The 19,209-nt window shown below is 70.6% G+C and carries 22 protein-coding genes; 15 read left to right on the forward strand and 7 right to left on the reverse strand.

Annotated elements, in window-relative coordinates:
* Positions 1–11: 11 nt before the first annotated feature.
* Positions 12–377 (reverse strand): PLD nuclease N-terminal domain-containing protein, encoded by a 366-nt coding sequence (locus OG766_RS20540; protein ID WP_266381298.1) that lies wholly within the window; start codon positions 375–377, stop codon positions 12–14.
* Positions 378–462: 85 nt separating this feature from the next.
* Here OG766_RS20540 and OG766_RS20545 point away from each other — a divergent pair, with 85 nt between their 5' ends.
* Both OG766_RS20545 and mqnP read left to right on the forward strand, forming a co-directional pair.
* Positions 463–1,914: a menaquinone biosynthesis decarboxylase gene (locus tag OG766_RS20545; protein WP_266381299.1), complete on the forward strand. Its 1,452-nt coding sequence runs from the start codon at positions 463–465 to the stop codon at positions 1,912–1,914.
* Positions 1,911–2,819, forward strand: coding sequence for a menaquinone biosynthesis prenyltransferase MqnP (gene mqnP, locus OG766_RS20550; RefSeq protein ID WP_266381300.1), 909 nt, complete (start codon positions 1,911–1,913; stop codon positions 2,817–2,819). Before OG766_RS20545 ends, mqnP begins: the two co-directional genes overlap by 4 nt.
* Positions 2,820–2,839: 20 nt before the next feature.
* Here the strand turns inward: mqnP and OG766_RS20555 are convergent, their stop codons facing one another.
* Positions 2,840–3,445 (reverse strand): rhomboid family intramembrane serine protease, encoded by a 606-nt coding sequence (locus OG766_RS20555; protein WP_423247076.1) that lies wholly within the window; start codon positions 3,443–3,445, stop codon positions 2,840–2,842.
* 89 nt (positions 3,446–3,534) lie between these two features.
* On the opposite strand from OG766_RS20555, the gene OG766_RS20560 reads away from it, so the two are divergent.
* The 9 genes from OG766_RS20560 to OG766_RS20595 all read left to right on the forward strand — a co-directional run bounded on the left by OG766_RS20560 (position 3,535) and on the right by OG766_RS20595 (position 9,836).
* Positions 3,535–4,200 (forward strand): UbiX family flavin prenyltransferase, encoded by a 666-nt coding sequence (locus tag OG766_RS20560; protein WP_266381301.1) that lies wholly within the window; start codon positions 3,535–3,537, stop codon positions 4,198–4,200.
* Positions 4,201–4,333: 133 nt separating this feature from the next.
* The gene (locus OG766_RS20565) at positions 4,334–4,789 is read left to right on the forward strand and encodes an Lrp/AsnC family transcriptional regulator (protein WP_266381302.1); all 456 of its coding nucleotides are present in this window, start codon (positions 4,334–4,336) and stop codon (positions 4,787–4,789) included.
* Positions 4,790–4,838: 49 nt separating this feature from the next.
* Entirely contained in the window at positions 4,839–6,017 is a 1,179-nt protein-coding gene (gene mqnE / locus OG766_RS20570; RefSeq protein WP_266381303.1) for an aminofutalosine synthase MqnE, read from the forward strand.
* A gap of 63 nt (positions 6,018–6,080) precedes the next feature.
* A complete protein-coding gene (locus OG766_RS20575) occupies positions 6,081–6,605 on the forward strand; it encodes a GNAT family N-acetyltransferase (RefSeq protein WP_266381304.1) in 525 nt (174 codons plus the stop codon).
* Positions 6,606–6,757: 152 nt separating this feature from the next.
* The gene (locus OG766_RS20580) at positions 6,758–7,063 is read left to right on the forward strand and encodes a DUF4229 domain-containing protein (protein WP_266381305.1); all 306 of its coding nucleotides are present in this window, start codon (positions 6,758–6,760) and stop codon (positions 7,061–7,063) included.
* 218 nt (positions 7,064–7,281) lie between these two features.
* Complete coding sequence (locus tag OG766_RS20585) at positions 7,282–7,359, forward strand: putative leader peptide (protein WP_323137333.1); 78 nt, start codon at positions 7,282–7,284, stop codon at positions 7,357–7,359.
* A gap of 86 nt (positions 7,360–7,445) precedes the next feature.
* The gene (locus OG766_RS20590; protein ID WP_443045516.1) at positions 7,446–8,792 is read left to right on the forward strand and encodes a dicarboxylate/amino acid:cation symporter; all 1,347 of its coding nucleotides are present in this window, start codon (positions 7,446–7,448) and stop codon (positions 8,790–8,792) included.
* Positions 8,793–8,982: 190 nt separating this feature from the next.
* Complete coding sequence (locus OG766_RS36755) at positions 8,983–9,057, forward strand: 50S ribosomal protein bL37 (RefSeq protein ID WP_099048249.1); 75 nt, start codon at positions 8,983–8,985, stop codon at positions 9,055–9,057.
* Positions 9,058–9,215: 158 nt separating this feature from the next.
* Positions 9,216–9,836, forward strand: coding sequence for a TetR/AcrR family transcriptional regulator (locus OG766_RS20595; RefSeq protein ID WP_266381325.1), 621 nt, complete (start codon positions 9,216–9,218; stop codon positions 9,834–9,836).
* Here the strand turns inward: OG766_RS20595 and OG766_RS20600 are convergent.
* Together OG766_RS20600 and OG766_RS20605 are read right to left on the reverse strand one after the other, a co-directional pair.
* The gene (locus OG766_RS20600) at positions 9,799–10,674 is read right to left on the reverse strand and encodes a MaoC family dehydratase (protein WP_328725939.1); all 876 of its coding nucleotides are present in this window, start codon (positions 10,672–10,674) and stop codon (positions 9,799–9,801) included. The genes OG766_RS20595 and OG766_RS20600 overlap by 38 nt on opposite strands.
* A 1-nt stretch (position 10,675) precedes the next feature.
* On the reverse strand, positions 10,676–11,995 hold the full coding sequence (locus tag OG766_RS20605) for a 3-oxoacyl-ACP reductase (protein WP_328725940.1): 1,320 nt from the start codon (positions 11,993–11,995) through the stop codon (positions 10,676–10,678).
* 103 nt (positions 11,996–12,098) lie between these two features.
* Between OG766_RS20605 and OG766_RS20610 the strand changes: the two genes are divergently transcribed.
* Positions 12,099–13,361, forward strand: coding sequence for an acetyl-CoA C-acetyltransferase (locus OG766_RS20610; protein WP_328725941.1), 1,263 nt, complete (start codon positions 12,099–12,101; stop codon positions 13,359–13,361).
* A gap of 167 nt (positions 13,362–13,528) precedes the next feature.
* Here OG766_RS20610 and OG766_RS20615 read toward each other — a convergent pair whose 3' ends face one another.
* On the reverse strand, positions 13,529–13,927 hold the full coding sequence (locus OG766_RS20615) for a J-domain-containing protein (RefSeq protein WP_328725942.1): 399 nt from the start codon (positions 13,925–13,927) through the stop codon (positions 13,529–13,531).
* Between the two features lie 57 nt (positions 13,928–13,984).
* On the opposite strand from OG766_RS20615, the gene OG766_RS20620 reads away from it, so the two are divergent.
* The gene (locus tag OG766_RS20620) at positions 13,985–14,467 is read left to right on the forward strand and encodes a GNAT family N-acetyltransferase (RefSeq protein WP_266381336.1); all 483 of its coding nucleotides are present in this window, start codon (positions 13,985–13,987) and stop codon (positions 14,465–14,467) included.
* A gap of 132 nt (positions 14,468–14,599) precedes the next feature.
* Here the strand turns inward: OG766_RS20620 and OG766_RS20625 are convergent, their stop codons facing one another.
* Positions 14,600–14,803 carry a cold-shock protein gene (locus OG766_RS20625; RefSeq protein WP_003967102.1) on the reverse strand — a complete coding sequence of 68 codons (204 nt, stop codon included), beginning with the start codon at positions 14,801–14,803 and terminating at the stop codon, positions 14,600–14,602.
* Between the two features lie 270 nt (positions 14,804–15,073).
* On the opposite strand from OG766_RS20625, the gene OG766_RS20630 reads away from it, so the two are divergent.
* Positions 15,074–15,979, forward strand: coding sequence for a menaquinone biosynthetic enzyme MqnA/MqnD family protein (locus OG766_RS20630; protein WP_423247078.1), 906 nt, complete (start codon positions 15,074–15,076; stop codon positions 15,977–15,979).
* 101 nt (positions 15,980–16,080) lie between these two features.
* On the opposite strand, the gene OG766_RS20635 is transcribed toward OG766_RS20630, so the two are convergent.
* Positions 16,081–17,118, reverse strand: a complete 1,038-nt coding sequence (locus tag OG766_RS20635; protein WP_328725943.1) for an alpha/beta hydrolase — start codon at positions 17,116–17,118, stop codon at positions 16,081–16,083.
* A gap of 240 nt (positions 17,119–17,358) precedes the next feature.
* Between OG766_RS20635 and OG766_RS20640 the strand changes: the two genes are divergently transcribed.
* A complete protein-coding gene (locus tag OG766_RS20640) occupies positions 17,359–19,044 on the forward strand; it encodes a serine/threonine-protein kinase (protein ID WP_328725944.1) in 1,686 nt (561 codons plus the stop codon).
* Positions 19,045–19,209 lie beyond the last annotated feature (165 nt).

Raw genomic sequence — 19,209 nt, forward strand, 5'->3', positions numbered from 1 at the left:
CGGCCCCTCCGTCAGGACGTGCCCGGATCCTCGTCCCGCCTCGGGTCCTTCGCCCGGTCCCTCGCGTCCTTGGTCGGATCCTTCGCCGGGTCCTGGGGCAGGTCCTGGGTCGGGTCCTTGTCCTCGTTGAGGGACTTCAGGAAGTCGGGGTTGTCGTCGGGCGCCACCCAGTCGCCGCGCCGCGCCGGACGCGGCGTCGCGCGCTCCTTGCCGGCGATCAGCCAGGAGATCGAGCCGACGAGCGGGAACAGCAGCACGAGGATCGCCCAGATCGGCTTGGGGATGTACCTGATCTCCTTCTCGTCCGTGGAGATGCAGTCGATGAAGGCGTAGATGCTGAGCGCCAGCGGCACCAAGAACATCAGTACCCGAAGCATTGGCTGCCCCCTACGTGCGGAGAACGGGACCGTGGAACGGCCCCCGTGACAAGTCCAGGGTAGCGAGTGGCCGATACTGGACGGCATGGCTTACGACGATCTTCGCTCCCTGCTCCGGGCGCTGGAGCGCGAGGGCGACCTCAAGCGCATCAAGGCCGAAGTCGACCCGTACCTGGAGATCGGGGAGATCGTCGACCGGGTCCAGAAGTCCGGCGGCCCGGCGCTGCTCTTCGAGAACGTGCGCGGCTCCTCCATGCCGCTCGCGATGAACGTGTACGGGACGGACCGCCGGCTGCTGAAGGCGCTGGGCCTGACGTCGTACGACGAGATCAGCGGGAAGATCGGCGGGCTGCTGAAGCCGGAGCTGCCGCACGGGTTCGTCGGGGTGCGCGAGGCGTTCGGGAAGCTCGGCGCGATGACGCACGTACCGCCGAGGAAGGTGAAGGACGCGCCGGTGCAGGAGGTGGTCCTGCGGGGCGACGACGTCGACCTGGACCGGCTGCCGGCGCTGTTCACCTGGCCCGAGGACGGCGGCTCCTTCTTCAACCTGGGGCTGACCCACACCAAGGACCCGGAGTCGGGGGTGCGCAACCTCGGCCTGTACCGGCTGCAGCGCCACGACAAGCGCACCATCGGCATGCACTGGCAGATCCACAAGGACAGCCGCAACCACTACCAGGTGGCGGCGCGGCGCGGTGAGAGGCTGCCGGTCGCGATCGCCTTCGGCTGTCCGCCGGCCGTGACGTACGCCTCGACGGCGCCGCTGCCCGGTGACATCGACGAGTACCTGTTCGCCGGCTTCGTGCAGGGCAAGCGGATCGAGATGGTCGACTGCAAGACCGTGCCGCTCCAGGTGCCCGCGCAGGCGGAGGTCGTGCTGGAGGGCTGGCTGGAGCCGGGGAAGACGCTGCCGGAGGGGCCGTTCGGCGACCACACCGGCTTCTACACGCCGCAGGAGGACTTCCCGGCGCTGACGATCGACTGCGTGACGATGCGGAAGCGTCCGCTGCTCCAGTCGATCGTGGTGGGCCGGCCGCCGACGGAGGACGGGCCGCTGGGCCGGGCGACGGAGCGTTTCTTCCTGCCGCTGCTGAAGATCATCGTCCCGGACATCGTGGACTACCACCTGCCCGAGTCGGGCGGCTTCCACAACTGCGCGATCGTCTCGATCGACAAGAAGTACCCGAAGCACGCGCAGAAGGTCATGCACGCGATCTGGGGCGCGCACATGATGTCGCTGACCAAGCTGATCGTGGTCGTCGACTCCGACTGCGACGTCCACGACCTGCACGAGGTGTCGTGGCGGGCGCTCGGCAACACCGACTACGCCCGCGACCTGACCGTCGTCGAGGGCCCGGTGGACCATCTGGACCACTCCTCCTACCAGCAGTTCTGGGGCGGCAAGGCGGGCATCGACGCGACGAAGAAGTGGCCCGAGGAGGGCTACACCCGGGACGGGGGCTGGCCGAACATGGTGCTCTCCGACCCCGATACGGCGGCGCTGGTCGACCGCCGCTGGAAGGAGTACGGCCTGTGAGCGCGTCCGCGTCCGCGGCCGCGGTCCCGGGCCCGGGACGCACCAAGGCGTTCCTGCGGCTGGTGATGATCGAGCACTCGGTCTTCGCGCTGCCGTTCGCCTACATCGCCTCGCTCACCGCGATGTTCGAGCTGGACCGGAGCATCCACTGGGGCGACCTGCTGCTCGTCACCGTCGCCATGGTGGGACTGCGGACCTTCGCGATGGCCTGCAACCGGATCATCGACCGCGAGATCGACGCCCGTAACCCGCGCACGGCGGGCCGCGAGCTGGTGACCGGGGCGGTGTCGGTTCGGTCCGCGTGGACCGGGGCGGGCATCGCGGTCGTGATCTTCCTGGGGGCCGCGGCGCTGCTCAACCCGCTGTGCCTCGCGCTCGCGCCCCTCGCGGTCGTCCCGATGGTGGTCTACCCGTACGGGAAGCGCTTCACGAACTTCCCGCACGCGATCCTGGGCCTCGCCCAGGCGATCGGCCCGGTCGGCGCGTGGATCGCGGTCACCGGGGCCTGGTCGTGGGACGCGGTGATCCTCGGCCTGGCGGTCGGTGTCTGGATCGGCGGCTTCGACCTGATCTTCGCCTGCCAGGACGTCCGGGCCGACCGCGCCCACGGCGTGAAGTCGGTCCCGGCCCGCTTCGGCATCCCGGCGGCACTGTGGGGCGCACGCGTCTGCCACGCCGTGACGATGGCCCTCTTCGTCTGGTACGCCCTCGCCACCGGCGTCGGCCTCTTCTTCTGGCTCGGCCTGCTGATCGTCGCGGCCGCCTTCGTCTACGAGCACACGATCGTGACCCCGCACGACCTGTCCCGGCTGAACAGGGCGTTCTTCACGGTCAACGGCTTCATCGGGATCGCCCTGTTCGTGTGCGCCTTGCTCGATCTCGCCGTGCGGGGTCTGACCCTGTAACCGCCGTGCGGCCGGCGGCGCTATGCCGTGAGCACGGGCGCGCGCTTCGGGCGGCGGAAGACGAAGGCCGCCGCCACTCCCGCCACCAGGCCCACGAGGTGGCCCTGCCAGCTGACCTCCGTGTTGGCGGGGGAGATGCCGAGCAGGATCGAGCCGCCCCAGATCGCGCCGATCACGAGGCCGGTGGCGACGTCGATCAGGCGGCGGTCCACGAAGCCGCGGACCAGGAGATAGCCGAAGAGGCCGAAGACGAGCCCCGACGCCCCCGCGGTGTTGGTGTCCGGCGGCGATATCAGCCAGACGCCGATGCCGTCGGCCACGATGATCAGCGCGGCCACGGCGAGGAAGCGGCGGACGCCGCCGAGCGCGGCGAGGAAGCCGAAGACCAGCAGCGGGACGCTGTTCGCCGCGACATGGGCGAAGCCGAAATGGAGGAACGAGGCGGAGACGATGTCGCCCAGCTCGCCGGGCTCACGCGGCGTTATCCCATAGGCGTCGAGGGTGTGGCCCGTCGCGAAGTCGACGGCCTCCAGCGCCCACAGCAGCGCCACCCAGCCGAGCATCAGCTTCCCGGCCGCCTTCGCCCGGTCGGTCCTGCTCCGTTCGAGCGATGTCGTCGACACCATGACCCCCTGCGCTTCCCGCGTCTCCCCCCGGAAACGTCCGGGGTACCTTACTCAGTTCCGCCGTCCGGTGGCCGGATAGGCTCAACGCCATGAACGACGCCAACCGCACCCCATGGGTCGTCGGGGTCTCCGGGGCGTCCGGGACCCCCTACGCCGCCGCCGTGCTGCGCGGGCTGCTCGACGCCGGTGAGAGCGTCGACCTCGTGGTGTCGCGGGCGTCGCGGCTCACTCTGCTCGACGAGACCGGGATCGCGTTCCGGGACGCGCACTGGCAGGAGGACCTGCGCGCATGGCTGGAACGGGGCGCCGACGGCAAGCCCGGCACCTTCCGGGTGGAAGGGGCGGACGTCCGCCACTGGGCGGCCGGCGATCTCGCCGCGGGCCCGTCCTCGGGCTCGTACCCGGTCAAGGGGATGCTGATCGTCCCCGCGTCCACGGCCTGTGTCGCGGGCGTGGCGCTCGGACTGTCCAAGGACCTGCTGCAGCGGGCCGCGAGCGTGACGCTGAAGGAGCGCCGCAAGCTCGTGGTCGCGGTGCGGGAGACCCCGCTGAACGGCCAGACACTGCGGCACCTGGTGGCGCTCGACGAGGCCGGCGCGGTCGTACTGCCCGCGTCTCCGGCGTTCTACGCGGGTGCGACGCACATCCAGGACCTGGTCGACTTCGTGGCGGGCCGGGTGCTGGACGCGGCCGGGGTGGCGCACGGGCTGTACCGCCGCTGGGAGGGCGAGCTGGGGGGCTCCAGGGCCGAATAGGGGACCACCGGGCAGGTCGACGTACGTGCCTTGACCGCCCGAGGTAACACGGGCATGCCGGGTGTCCACCCTGCATGCCTTGGATTGCACACGTAAAATTGCGGTAGCGATGAATAATGGAAGGCTCAGGCATATGGACGCCGTGGATAGGCAGCTCATCCAGGCCCTGCGCGAGAACGGCAGGGCTTCGTACGCCGAGCTCGGCCGGCTCGTGGGACTCTCCGGTCCCTCCGTCACCGACCGCATCAACCGCCTCGAGGCGGCGGGGGTCATCACCGGCTACCGGGCGACGGTCGACGCCGCCTCGCTCGGCCTCGGTGTCACCGCGCTGATCGGCATCTCGCTCTCCGACGCCGCCGACCACGAGGACGTGGCGCACCGGCTGCGCGACCTCGCGGAGATCGAGGACTGCTGGTTCATCGCGGGCGACGACTCGTACATGCTCAAGGTGCGGGTGTCCGACGTCGACGGGCTGGAGAAGACGATCCGGCGGCTGTCCGGTACGCGGGGCGTGTCGCGGACGCGTACGACCATCGTGCTGTCGACGAAGTGGGAGAACCGGGTCGGAGACCTGCCCGAAGAGGTCTAGGCGTACGGTGAGTGGGGTCTTTTTTGCGCAGACGTTGGGAGGCGGCCGCATGACTGCATCTATCAAAGATGTAGGGCTCAAGCGCGAGCTGGAGGAGAAGGTCCGGGCCGGCGAGCGGCTGAGCCGCGAGGACGGCATCGCCCTCTACGAGTCGGACGATCTGGCCTGGCTCGGCGGCCTCGCCCACGAGGTGCGCACGCGCAAGAACGGTGACGTGGTCCACTTCAACGTCAACCGCCACCTCAACATGACGAACGTGTGCACGGCGTCGTGCGCGTACTGCTCGTTCCAGCGCAAGCCGGGCGAGAAGGACGCGTACACGATGCGCATCGAGGAGGCCGTCCGCCTCGCCAAGGCGATGGAGGGCGAGAACCTCACCGAGCTGCACATCGTCAACGGGCTCCACCCGAACCTTCCCTGGCGCTACTACCCGCGGTCGCTGAGCGAGCTGAAGAAGGCGCTGCCGAACGTCTCGCTGAAGGCCTTCACCGCCACCGAGATCCACCACTTCGAGACCATTTCGGGGCTCTCGGCGTCGGAGATCCTGGACGAGCTGATCGACGCCGGCCTGGAGTCGCTGACCGGCGGCGGCGCGGAGATCTTCGACTGGGAGGTCCGCCAGCACATCGTGGACCACCGCACGCACTGGGAGGACTGGTCCCGGATCCACCGCCTCGCGCACGAGAAGGGTCTGAAGACCCCGAGCACGATGCTGTACGGGCACATCGAGGAGCCGCGCCACCGCGTGGACCACGTCCTGCGGCTGCGTGAACTCCAGGACGAGACCGGTGGCTTCCAGGTCTTCATCCCGCTGCGCTACCAGCACGACTTCGTCGACATGAAGGACGGCAAGGTCCGCAACAAGCTGCAGGCGCGCACGACGATGGCGACGGGCGCGGAGGCGCTGAAGACCTTCGCGGTGTCGCGGCTGCTGTTCGACAACGTCCCGCACGTCAAGGTCTTCTGGGTGATGCACGGTGTGCAGACGGCGCAACTGGCGCTGCAGCACGGCGCGGACGACATGGACGGGTCGGTCGTCGAGTACAAGATCACGCACGACGCGGACAACTACGGCACCCCGAACAAGCTGACGCGGGACGACCTGCTGGAGCTGATCCGCGACGCGGGCTTCCGCCCGGTGGAACGGAACACGCGCTACGAGGTGATCCGCGAGTACCCGGGGCCGGACGGCGACCGCCGCGAGTCCCCGCAGCCGATGCGCGTCTGAGCCACCGGGCTCTCGGCGGGCGCACTCGATGTGCCCCGCACGCGCGTTGTTATCGTCGGGGCCATGGCTCTCGACTTCACGCTCGATCCGCCCGTCGACCCCGTCCTGCGTGACGGGGTCCTCGGGCTCTGGACGGATGTGACCAACGCGGACGGGGCCGTCGGCTTCGTACCACCGGTGAGTGCCGACGAAGTGCGGCCCGAGCTGGTGCGCCACCTGGTCGCGATGGCCGAGGGGCGGGCGCGGCTGCTCGTCGGGCGGGACACGGACGGCGAGGTCGCGGCCGCCGCGTTCCTCACGCACAACACGCACCGGCTGATGGGGCACTGGATCTGGCTCTACACGGTCATGGTGCATCCACGGCACCAGGGCAAGGGATACGGCCGCGACCTGCTCGCCGCGGCCGCCGACGCCGCCCGCGGGATGGGCGGTGTCACGGCGATACGGCTCACCTGCCGCGGTGGTGCGGGACTGGAGCGGTTCTACGCGTCCTGCGGCTACAAGGAGGTCGGGCGGGTGCCCGAGGCGATCAGGGTCGCCGACGGGGACTATCGCGACGACATCACGATGCTGCTCCCGCTCCTCTGACGCCGCCGGTCCACGGAGCGATCCCCGCACTGAACTCCGACGTGATCGCCGACGTGATCTCCGACGCGATCTCCCGGGGCGGAGCCCCCTAAAAGAGCACACTCGGGACGTGCTTCACTGGGTGGGCAACTCAGTGAAGGAAAGGGGCCGTCGTGTCCGACAGCAAGACGAGCGCCACGCTCCGGTACACCCTCATGCGGTTCGGCATCTTCGCCGGCTGCTTCTTCGTCCTGTGGGGGCTGGTGTACCTGCGCGTACTGCCCAGGGGCCTCGGCGACTCCAACCTGCTGTGGGTGCTGGTCCTCTCCGTCCTGATCTCGGCGCCGCTCAGCCTCATCGTGCTGCGCAAGCAGCGCGAGGCGATGGCCGAGCAGATCGCCACGAAGGTCGACCGGGCCAAGTCCCGCCTGGAGGAGAACCGCACCCGCGAGGACGTCCAGCAGGCCGACGCCCAGTAAGCGGAACGTAAGCTTCATCACACATCGGCGCACGTCGGAAACACCCCGGCAGCGCACAACTGCCCGCCCCGGCCGGGAGCATCCGCTCCCACGCCGGGGCGGCGTCGTTTTCCGGGCAGGTCATGGCGCGATCCCGACTCAAAGCACAGCTTTGAGGTTCCCAAAGTTCAAGTGTTAACGTGTTCGCCATGACGACAGCAGTGCGCCCCGGAACAGCCATGAGCCCCCCGCTCGTGGCGCGCCTGCATGTCGACCTGTGCCGCTGTATGTCCGCGGTCTGTCGCCGCTCGGTCTGAACCCGGCGTCATACAGCGGCTTCCCGAGTGAACGGGCGCGCCGCACCCCCTCCCCTCACCTTCCGACACGCCTTCCGGAGATGTCCGTGTCCGCGAACTCCGCGACGCCCACCCGTACCAGCAGCCGCATACCCAAGGTCCCGTTCTGGGCCCAGATCGTCACCGGCCTCGTCGTCGGTGTCCTCCTCGGCTGGCTCGCCCGCAGCCAGGACATCAACTGGCTCTACAAGACGCTCGAGCAGGTCGGCGACATCTTCGTCCAGCTGCTGAAGCTGGCCGTCGCGCCGCTCGTCTTCTTCGCCATCCTGGTGTCGATCACCAACCTGCGGAAGGTCAACAACGCCGCGCGGCTGGCCACCCGCACCCTCCTCTGGTTCATGATCACCTCCCTGATCGCCGTCGCGATCGGCCTCGTGATCGGTCTGCTCACCAACCCGGGCGCCGGCACCGGCCTCACCAGCAAGGACGGCGCGAAGCCCGAGCACGCCGGCTCCTGGATCGACTTCCTCACCGGCATCGTCCCGACGGACGTCATCACCCCCTTCACCGAGCTGAACGTCCTTCAGATCGTCTTCATGGCCGCCGTCGCCGGTATCGCGGCGCTGAAGCTCGGCGACCGCGCCAAGCCGATCCTCGCCCTCAGCGAGTCCGTCCTGGAGCTGCTCCAGAAGGCCCTGTGGTGGGTCATCCGCCTGGCCCCGCTCGGCACCGTCGGCCTCATCGGCTACGCCATCGCCGACTACGGCTGGGACCTCATCGGCAAGTACGCGACCTTCACAGCCGACGTCTACATCGGCTGCGCGCTGGTCCTGTTCGGCGTGTACCCGCTGCTGCTCGCGACCGTGGCCAAGGTCAACCCGGTGCAGTTCTACAAGGGCGCCTGGCCGGCCATCCAGCTGGCCTTCGTCTCCCGCTCCTCCGTCGGCACGATGCCGGTCACCCAGAAGGTCACCGAGCGCCTCGGCGTCCCGAAGGAGTACACGTCCTTCGCCGTACCGTTCGGCGCGACGACCAAGATGGACGGCTGCGCCGCCATCTACCCGGCGCTCGCCGCGATCTTCATCGCGCAGATCTTCGACGTCCAGCTCGGCATCCAGGACTACCTGCTGATCGCCTTCGTCTCGGTCGTCGGCTCCGCGGCCACCGCGGGCCTCACCGGCGCGACGGTCATGCTGACGCTGACCCTCTCCACCCTCGGCCTCCCGCTGGAGGGCGTGGGCCTGCTGATGGCGATCGACCCGATCCTGGACATGATCCGGACCGCCACCAACGTCGCCGGCCAGGCCCTCGTGCCGGTCATCGTCGCCGCCCGGGAGAAGATCCTGGACCTCGACGTGTACAACTCGGCCTCGGCCTCGCCGGTCGACGACGTCGACGAGCGTGACGCCGAGCAGGCGGCCGGGCAGAAGGTGGCCGTCCCCGCCACCGCGTGAGGTGCCGGCGCCCCCTGGCATGACGAAGCGCCCCGGATCTGCAGTGATCCGGGGCGCTTGGCGTGGTCGGCGCGGGTCGCGGTACGGCCTCGACCCCGATGGCCGCGCGTCGTTGCCATGGTGATGCCGTGGTCCCGCACCTAGACTGACATGATCGTGGAGAAAGTCCTGAAATAAGGAGATCTGCACCATGTCGAAGCGTGGGAACAAGCGGAGGGCCCGCAAGGGCAAGAAGGCCAACCACGGCAAGCGCCCCAACGCCTGAGGCGCCCTGGCGTGAGTCCGAAGGCCGGTCCCGCTCCGAGTGCGGACCGGCCTTCGGCGTTTCCGCGCTGTGGCGGGCCTTAGTCTTACCGAACAGTAGAACGACGGGCCGGGGCCGGGAGGGCGTCAGACGTGGGTGATGCCGGTAGGGGCAAGCGGATGCCGCGTGCCGTGCGGGAGCGACAGATGCTCGACGCCGCGGTGCAGACGTTCGGGCAGCGCGGCTACCGTGCGGCGTCCATGGACGAGATCGCCGAGCTGGCCGGGGTGTCGAAGCCGCTCGTCTATCTGTATCTGAACTCCAAGGAGGACCTCTTCACGGCGTGCATCCGGCGGGAGTCGGAAGCGCTGGTCGCCGCGGTGCAGGCGGCCGTGGCACCGGGTCTGCCGGCGGACCGGCAGCTGTGGGAGGGGCTCGCGGCGTTCTTCCGGCACACCGCCGAGCACCCCGACGCGTGGGCGGTGCTGCACCGGCAGGCGCGGACGCACGGGGAGCCGTTCGCCGCGGAGGTCGCGGTGATGCGGGACGAGATCGTGGCGTTCGTGACCGGGCTGATCGGGGCGGCGGCGCGCGAGACGCACGGTGAAGGGGAGCTTGCCGACCGGGACATGGCCGGACTCGCGCAGGCGCTCGTCGGGGCGGCGGAATCGCTGGCGGGGTGGGCCAACGACACCCCCGGCGTCTCGGCGAAGGAGGCGGCGGCGACGCTGATGAACTTCGCGTGGGAGGGCCTGGGGAACCTCATGCAGGGGGAGCGCTGGTCGCCGTCCGCCCGGTGAGGTGGACGCGGCCGTCGCGCGGGTCGCGCAGCTCGAAGACGCCGGCGTCCTCCCGTACGGCGTACTCGACCGTCCCCGGCAGCAGCACGGGAGCCTTGAACTCGGCCTCCGCGTAGCGCGGTCCACCGGGGTCCGGCTGTTCGGCCAGGCAGCGGGCGAACGTCCACATGCCGTGGGCGACGGCACGGGGGAAGCCGAAGGCGCGGGCGGTCGCCGCGAACAGGTGGATGGGATTGCGGTCCCCGGACGCCGCGCCGTAGCGACGCCCGAGGTCCGCGGCGAGCGGCCATCGCGCCCGTACGGCCGTCGGCGGCAGGGGTGTCCTGGGCGCGGACGGTGCGCCGGGTGCGTCCGTACTCCTCGTATGCCGGGACAGATACGCGCTGCGGGACTCCCACACGAGCTCACCCCCGAGCCGGGCCTCGGTCGCCAACGTGACCTCCGTGCCGCGCCGGTGCGGGGCCGTTCCGGCCGTGTACACGGAGATCTCGGGGCGGTCCGCGGGCAGGAGCCGGTGGTGCTGCGTGATGGCGATGCGCGTGTGGACGAGTCCGAGGACGGGCAGCGGGAACGTTCGGTCCGCCATGAGGCGCATGGCGAGCGGGAAGCCGAGGACATGGGGGTACGTGATCGGGAGCGGGCCGGTCCCGGGGAATCCGCACTCGTGTGTGTACGCGGTGAGGCGTTCGGGTACGACGACGGCTTCCGCGAGGACGAGCCGTGTCGCCGGGGCCGCGGCGTCGTCCCGTAGGCGGCGGCGCCTGACCGGCGAGGCGAGCGCGCCGCGCAGGAGGGCGGGCCACAGCGCGGGCGGCGAGGACAGGGTGCGGGTCTCCACGTCAGGCGCCCAGGAGCGACTGGCCGCAGACCCGCACCACTTGGCCGTTCACCGGGGCCGAGGCCGGGTGGGCCAGCCAGGACGTCGTTTCCGCGACGTCCTGCGGGAGGCCGGCCTGGGCCAGGGAGTTCATGCGGCGGCCTGCCTCGCGGATCAGGAGGGGGACCGCGGCGGTCATCTTCGTCTCGATGAAGCCCGGGGCCACGGCGTTGACGGTGACTCCGTGCTCGGCGGCGGCGCGCGGGGCCAGGGAGCGGACCAGGCCGATGATTCCGGCCTTGCTCGCCGCGTAGTTGGTCTGGCCCGCGTTGCCGGCGATGCCCGCGATGGAGGCGGTCGCGACGATCCGGCTGCCGTTCGTCATCACCCCTGCCTTCAGCAGCGCGTCCGTGGTGTCGAGGACCGCCGCGAGGTTGACGTCCAGCACGGAACTCCAGCGCTCGGCGGGCATGTTGGCGAGGCGGCGGTCGCGGGTGACGCCCGCGTTGTGGATCAGGGCGCCGAGGCCGTCGGGGACGGCGGCGGCGATACGGTCGGCCGCGTCGGCGGACGTGATGTCGAGGGGGAGCGCCGTGGCGCCGAGCCGGTCGGCGGTGCGGACGAGATCGGCCTGGGCCTGCGGGACGTCGAGGCAGACGACCCGGGCGCCGTCCCGTGCGAGGACCTCGGCGACGGCCGCGCCGATGCCGCGCGCGGCGCCGGTGACGACCGCGGTGCGGCCGGTGAGCGGGCGGGACCAGTCCTCGGGAGCGGTGACCGGTGCGTCGGCGACCTCGACGGTCTGCCCGCTGATGTAGGCGGACCTGGGTGACAGCAGGAACCGCAGCGTCGACTCCGCGGTGCGCGCGGCCCCGGTCAGCCGCACCAGGTTGACCGTCCTGCCTCCGCCGATCTCCTTGCCCAGCGACCGTACGAAGCCCTCCAGCGCCTGCTGGGTGGCGGCCTGGTGGTGGTCCGTGGCGGAGAGCGGCGCGCCGAGCACCACGATCCGGCCGCTCGTGGCGACGGACCGCACGACGGGGTGCAGCAGGGCGTGCACCCCGGCGAGCGCGCTCGTGGACGCGACTCCCGTCGCGTCGAGGACGACCGCCGTCGGGGCGCCGGCGGCGGCCGTCACCGTCAGGCCGGTACCCGCGAGGACCGCCGGGAGCTCCTTGGCGCCGACCGCCGGCGAACCCACCGTCAGATGCAGCAGGTCCCCGTCGAACGCGGGGTCTTCGGGTGTCCGGCGCCGCAGCGCGGCCGGTTCCGGGAGGCCGAGCCGACAGGTCAGGAAACGGCCGGGAGCGGTGTGGGTGAAGCGCAGATAGCGGTCGGCCATGGTTGTCCGGACTCCCTGCTGGGTCGTAGCCTGCGTCGGGTATTTACTCCGGAGTAAGGTTACTCAGGGGTCAGGAGTTGTCGAGAGTCAGGGGTGGTCCGGGATGTATCTCCGTGAGGTCCGCAGGGTCGCGATCGTCGGCGGCAGCCGCATTCCCTTCGCCCGCTCCGACGGCCCCTACGCCACCGCGTCCAACCAGGAGATGCTGACCGCCGCCCTCGACGGTCTCGTCCGGCGCCACGGACTCCAAGGGCCGGGTGCGGTCGGTGAGTTCGTCGCCGGCGCCGTCCTCAAGCACAGTCGGGACTTCAACCTCGCCCGCGAGACCGTCCTCGGCTCCGGCCTCGATCCGCACACCCCCGCCTACGACATCCAGCAGGCCTGCGGCACCGGGCTGCAGGCCGTCATCGCCGCCGCGAACAAGATCGCGCTCGGTGCGATCGACTCGGCGGTCGCGGGCGGCGCCGACACCACCAGCGACGCGCCGCTCGGGGTCAACGACGAGCTGCGCAAGCTGCTTCTCGCCGCCCGTCGTGCGAAGAGCCTCGGCGGCCGCCTGAAGGCGCTGGCCCGTGTGCGCCCCTCCCATCTCGTCCCCGACATCCCGCGCAACGCCGAGCCCCGCACGGGCCTGTCCATGGGCGAGCACGCCGCGATCACCGCCCGGAAGTGGGGCATCACGCGCGAGGACCAGGACGCGCTGGCCGTCACGAGCCACCGGCGTCTCGCCGCGGCGTACGAAAGGGGCTTCTTCCGGGACCTCGTCGTCCCCTTCCGGGGGCTCGACCGGGACCAGAACCTCCGACCCGGCTCCACCACGGCGAAACTCGCCACGCTCAGGCCGGTGTTCGGGACCGACCACGCCGACGCCACGATGACCGCGGGCAACTCCACTCCGCTCACCGACGGCGCGGCGGTCGTCCTGCTCGCGAGCGAGGAGTGGGCCGAGGAGCGCGGCCTCGACGTGCTCGCGTACCTCACGGCGTACGAGACGGCGGCGGTCGACCACGTGGGCGGCGACGAGGGCCTGCTGATGGCGCCGGCGCGGGCCGTACCGCGCATGCTGGAGCGCACCGGCCTGGGCCTCGGCGACTTCGACCTCGTGGAGATCCACGAGGCCTTCGCCTCCCAGGTCCTCGCTACCCTCGCGTCCTGGGAGAATCAGGGACTCGCCCCGCTCGACCGGGCGAAGCTCAACGTGGCGGGCTCGTCCCTGGCCACCGGGCACCCCTTCGCGGCCACCGGTGCGCGGGTCGTCGCCACCCTCGCCGGGCTGCTCGCGGAGCGGGGCGGACCCGGCCGCGGGCTGATCTCCGTCTGCGCGGCGGGCGGGCAGGGCGTGACGGCGATCCTGGAGCGGCCGTAGCGGGTACGGCCCAGCAGGTACGGCCCCGGAGCTCGCGCCGCTGTCGCGCCGCCGCGCCGCTGTCGCGCCGCCGCGCCGCTGTCGCGCCGCCGCGCCGCTGTCGCGCCGCCGCGCCGCTGTCGCGCCGCCGCGCCGCTGTCGCGCCGCCGCGCCGCTGTGTCACCGCGTCACGCGCGCCTGAGCCGCCAGTCCCGCAGGACCTCCTCGACGTCGTACGGCTTGCGTCCGAGCGGCGGACCCGGGGGAGGCATGCGCAGCATCCGGATGATCTTCTCGTTGATCTCCTCGATGATGCGGCGCACCACCGTCTCCGACGGCGCTCCGTACGCCTTCTCCAGGGCGTCCTCGGCCTCCTTGCGCAGGGCGAGGGCCGGCGGCAGGACGGCCATGCCCTCCTTGTGCATCTTTCCCTTGATCCACCAGAGCTCGTCGTAGGGCGCCTCGTCGTCGGGCAGCGGCTTCCCGAAGCCGGGCAGATCCGTGAACTCGCCGCGGTCCTTCGCGTCACTGATCTGCTTGTCGACCCACGATTCGAAACTGACGCCCGGGGGCTTGCGCTCGGTCATGCGTTCCAGGGTACGGACGCACCCGAGCGCCGGTGAGGCCTCTGCGAGACTTGGAGTGTGCTGATCAGAGACGCGACCGCGGATGACTGGGACCGGATCTGGCCGTTCTGGCACCGGATCGTGTCCGCCGGGGACACCTACGCCTGGGATCCGGACACCTCCGAGTCCGCCGCCCGCGCGCTGTGGATGGCGCCCGGCCACCGTGTCTTCGTCGTCGAGGACGAGGACGGTGCGCTCGTCGCCACGGCGTACGTGAAGCCCAACTACGGCGGTCCGGCTGCCGGCATCGCGAACGCGGGCTTCATGGTCGACCCGGACCGGACGGGCCTCGGCATCGGCCGGCGGCTGGCCGAGCACGTGCTCGACCGGGCGCGGCAGGACGGCTACACGGGGATGGTCTTCAACGCGGTCGTGGACACGAACCCGGCGCTGAAGCTGTGGGAGTCCCTGGGCTTTCGCACCCTGGGGACGGTCCCGGGCGCGTTCCGGCATCCGGAGCACGGCCCGGTGGGGCTGCGCATCATGTACCGGGAGCTCTAGACCGCGTCTGCTACGACCCAGGGTCGTACGGCCGGGCGGCCGGAAAAGGGCAGGAGCCCCGTTCCGTACAGAAAGTACGGAGTGGGGCTCCTTGGTACTGCTAAGTCGTGCGCGATTCGCCGACCCGGGCAACTAGGCCGGGGTGACGTTCTCCGCCTGCGGGCCCTTCGGGCCCTGGGTGACGTCGAAGTTCACGACCTGGTTCTCCTCGAGCGAGCGGAAACCAGACGCGTTGATCGCGGAGTAGTGGACGAAGACATCCGGGCCGCCGCCGTCCTGGGCGATGAAGCCGAAGCCCTTTTCAGCGTTGAACCACTTGACGGTTCCGGTAGCCATAAGCCCTCCTTGGGCCAAAGGGTTGCCCTGCTCCAGAACCTGCAAACAAGTCTGAAAACTACAAAAGCCTGCGGGTCACATGCTCCGCAGGCTCTGTACTGCAAGGGAAACCAAACTGCAACTTGCGCTGAGCGTAGCACGCAGGCTGTTCCGAGCGGTAGAGGGAAAGATCACTTCACCCGGATGTTTGATGCATGCTTGACATGCTGACGCTCTCGGCGGGCGTGCCCCGCCCATTCGAAGGCGTACCCACGGGTCTAGCCTCACGATGTGGACACTCACGCAGAGCCCGCGGGACACGCGGCACACGCCGAGAACGCCGCCGCCGACGCCGATCGTCGCAGCCGGCCGCGCGTCGGTCACATCCAGTTCCTGAACTGTCTGCCCCTCTACTGGGGCCTCGCCCGCACCGGGACGCTCCTCGATCTGGAGCTCACGAAGGACACTCCGGAGAAGCTCTCCGAGCGGCTGGTCGCCGGTGACCTCGACATCGGGCCGATCACCCTCGTGGAATACCTGCGCAATGCGGACGATCTCGTCGCCTTCCCCGACATCGCCGTCGGCTGCGACGGGCCGGTCATGTCGTGCGTGATCGTTTCGCAGCTGCCGCTGGAGCAGCTCGACGGCGTGCGGGTCGCCCTGGGCTCCACCTCCCGCACCTCGGTGCGGCTGGCGCAGCTGCTGCTCGCCGAGCAGTACAAGGTGACGCCCGACTACTACACCTGCCCGCCCGACCTCGGCGTGATGATGCAGGAGGCGGAGGCGGCCGTGCTGATCGGGGACGCCGCGCTGCGCGCCTCGCTGCACGACGCGCCGAGGCTCGGCCTGCGTGTCCATGACCTGGGGCAGATGTGGAAGGACTGGACCGGGCTGCCGTTCGTCTTCGCGGTGTGGGCGGCCCGCAAGGACTATCTCGCGCGCGAGCCCCGCGTCGTACGGAAGATCCACGAGGCGTTCCTGGCCTCGCGTGACGTCTCCCTGGAGGAGGTCACGAAGGTCGCCGAGCAGGCGGCGCGCTGGGAGGCGTTCGACGCGGAGCTGCTGCAGAGGTACTTCACGACGCTCGACTTCCGCTTCGGTGCCGAGCAGCTCGCCGGGGTGCGCGAGTTCGCGCGCAGGACCGGTCCGACGACCGGTTTCCCCGCGGACGTACGGGTCGAGCTGCTCGGCGTCTGAGCTCGCGTCGCCGGGGAGTGCGGACCACGTCAGGACGTCAGGCCGTGACGATGTCACGACGCCAGGCCGTCAGGACATCACGACGTCAGGACGTCAGGACGTCACGACGTGGGGACGGGTGCCTGCATGTGCTGGCTGATCCACTGGATCGAGCCGTCCTCCATGCCCTTCACGTAGGTCGCCGCGTTGTGCTCGCCGTCCTGGATCAGCTGCAGCCGGGTCTTCACCGGACCCTTGGAGTAGTCCCGGATGAAGGCATTCACCTTCCGCACCGCGGACTCCTTGGTGCCCGCCTGGAACGCCAGATAGACGTCGCGGTCCTGACCGGCCGGCTTCGCGCCCAGCGCCTTGGCGAGCTTTTCCGGGTCGTTCGCGGCCTGCTCCGCGGCGTGCCCCGCCCACAGGGGTGAGTCCGGCACGATGTCGGGGCCGGAGGCGATGACCGCCTTGAACCTGTCGGGGTGCTTCAGTACCGACTTCAGTCCGACGAAGGCACCGGACGACGATCCCATGAAGGCCCAGCCGTCCCGGGATTTGAACGTACGGAAATTGGCCTTCACGAAATCGGGCACGTCCTCCGTCATCCACGTACCCATTTTCGGTCGGCCCGGAATATCGCTGCCGTCGTAGTAGTACTTGTCGTCCGGGTTGAGTACGGGCATCACGACGATGAACGGAAGGCTCTTTCCTTCCTCCGACCACTTGCTGATGCTGCTCTGCAGCTTCAGGTCGGTGCCCATCCAGTAATTGTTCGGGTAGCCGTTGCCGCCCGGGAGTGCGATGAGGACCGGGAAGCCGCTGCCGGCGTACTTGGGGTCGAAGTACTGCTTGGGGGCCCAGACCCACACCTTGCCCGTGAAGCCGGACTTCTTGCCGTGCAGCGTGGTGACGCCGATCTTGGTGCCGTCGTCGATGGTGTTCTGGGTGGTGAACTCCGCCTTCGGGCCGGTCGGCATCAGGGTCTTGGCGGCGGCTTCGCCGTCCGTGCCGCCGCCGCCTTTGCCGCCGCCCTTGCCGGCGGGGGCCGCGGCGGACGGACCGTCGAAGGTGACCGGTTCGCCCTCGTCCGAGCAGCCCGAGACGAGCGCGACAGAGCCGAGGGCGACGGCGGCTATGAGGGCCTTGGGCAGGCGATTCATTGCGAACTCCGTTTTTCCGGTGCTTTCGGTGTGCTTGGAAGGTGTTTGTGGAGACTCATGGTGTCTTGCGCGGGTTCCGGGCGCGGTGCGCGGTTTACGCCAAGGGAGATGCGGGCCGGCGCGGATCGGTTGGCCCGGGGCCGGGCCCAATCCCCGTGATCCGGCGCACGTGGAGCCCTACGCTGCTGCACGGACGAACTCGACCGTCCGGCCGTACCGGTGCCATTGGGGGAGAAGCGCATGCAGCCGCTGGAAGCCGGCGAACCGCGAACCATCGGCGCCTACCGGTTGCTGGGCAGGCTCGGCGCCGGCGGCATGGGCCGCGTGTATCTCGCCCGCAGCGAGGGCGGCCGTACGGTCGCGGTGAAGGTCGTCCATCCGCACTTCGCGCTCGACGAGCAGTTCCGGGCGCGGTTCCGGCGGGAGGTCGAGGCGGCCAGGCGGGTGGGCGGGGCCTGGACCGCGCCGGTCCTGGACGCCGACCCGGACGCCCCGGTCCCTTGGGTGGCCACCGGCTATGTCGCCGGACCCGCCCTGTCCCAGGCGGTCATGGAGCACGGGGCGCTGCCGGAGCACACGGTACGGACGCTGGGCGCGGGCCTCGCCGAGGCGCTCGCCGCCGTGCACGCGCTGGACCTGGTCCACCGGGACGTCAAACCCTCGAACGTGCTGCTGGCCCTCGACGGCCCGCGCCTCATCGACTTCGGCATCGCCCGGGCGGTCGACGGCACCGCCTCGCTCACCACGACCGGTGTGTCCGTGGGCTCCCCGGGCTACATGGCGCCCGAGCAGATCCTCGGCCAGGGCGTCAACGGCGCCGCAGACGTCTTCTCGCTCGGCGCGGTCCTCGCGTACGCCGCGACGGGCACCGCGCCCTTCCCCGGGGACTCCTCGGCGGCCCTGCTCTACAAGGTGGTCCACGAGGAACCCCAACTGGGCCCGCTGGCCGGGGAACTGCGCGAGGTGGTCGCCGCCTGCCTGGCCAAGAACCCGGCCGCGCGGCCCGCTCCCGCCGAGATCGCCCAGTGGCTCGCGCCCGGCGGCGCGGACGCGCTGGTGGCGGCGGGCTGGCTGCCGGGAGCGCTGGTGGAGCAGGTCAGCCGGGCGGCGGTGCGGCTGCTCGACCTGGAACCTGCCCGGCACGATCCGTCCGGTTCGGGGCCCGTACCGTTCAGCAGCCCGGCGGTCGGGGTCTTCGGCCCGCCGGTCGAACCGTCGGGCGAACTGCCGGCCGCCCCGTCGCCGATGCCGTCCTCGTCGATGCCGTCCTCGCCGTGGTCGCGGCCGCCGGGCACGGGCGTCGCCGACGCGGTGCCGCCGTCGCGGCCGGCCGACGGCCGCTTCTCGGTCTCCGTGACCGCCGGCTCGCAACGGTCCGGCCGTGACGGCGGCCGCAAGGTGAGCTGCACGGTCGCCCTCGCCGTGGCGGGCGCGCTGGCGGCCGTGACCGTCGGCGCGGGAGTCCTCTTCGACCTCTTCCCCGGCGGCGGAACCCCCGCCGACACGGCCGCAGAGCCGCCGTCCAAGTCCTCGGTGACGCCCGGCAACCCGGGGGACGGGGCGACGGGTGCGGCGAAGGAGGTGCCGAAGGCCTTCGTCGGCACCTGGGAGGGCGCCATCACCGCCGCGGGGCTCCCCGCCGGGACCATGAAGGTCACCATCGAGACCGGCCGCACCGGCGAACAGGTCGGCAAGGCCGAACAGACCGACATCCTCGGCAACTTCATCTGCGAGGACCTGCTCACCGCCACCCGCGTCGACGAGCGGACCCTCGTCGTGGACGCGAAACGCGGGCCGCGCAGCCAGGGCATCTGCACGGAGAGCACTACCGGTCTGCGGCTCGTGCTCGGCGACGGTGCGCTCCGTTACGTCTCCGCCGACGCCCGGGCCGGGAACCCGGCGGGCGATCTGGCGAGGAAGCGCTGACGCCACTCCATCCGTCTTCCACCCGACTTCCACCCGGCTTCCACACGGCCTCCGTCGGGCTTCCGCCGTGCTTCCGCCGGGGGGGACCGCAGGGCCGGCCAGGGCGGCTGGCGTAGGCTGGCCCGGTCCGGTAATGCCCTGATCCACCACCGAAAGGTGACACCC

Origin of the sequence: Streptomyces sp. NBC_00259 (assembly GCF_036181745.1) — a bacterium.
GTDB lineage: Bacteria > Actinomycetota > Actinomycetes > Streptomycetales > Streptomycetaceae > Streptomyces > Streptomyces pratisoli.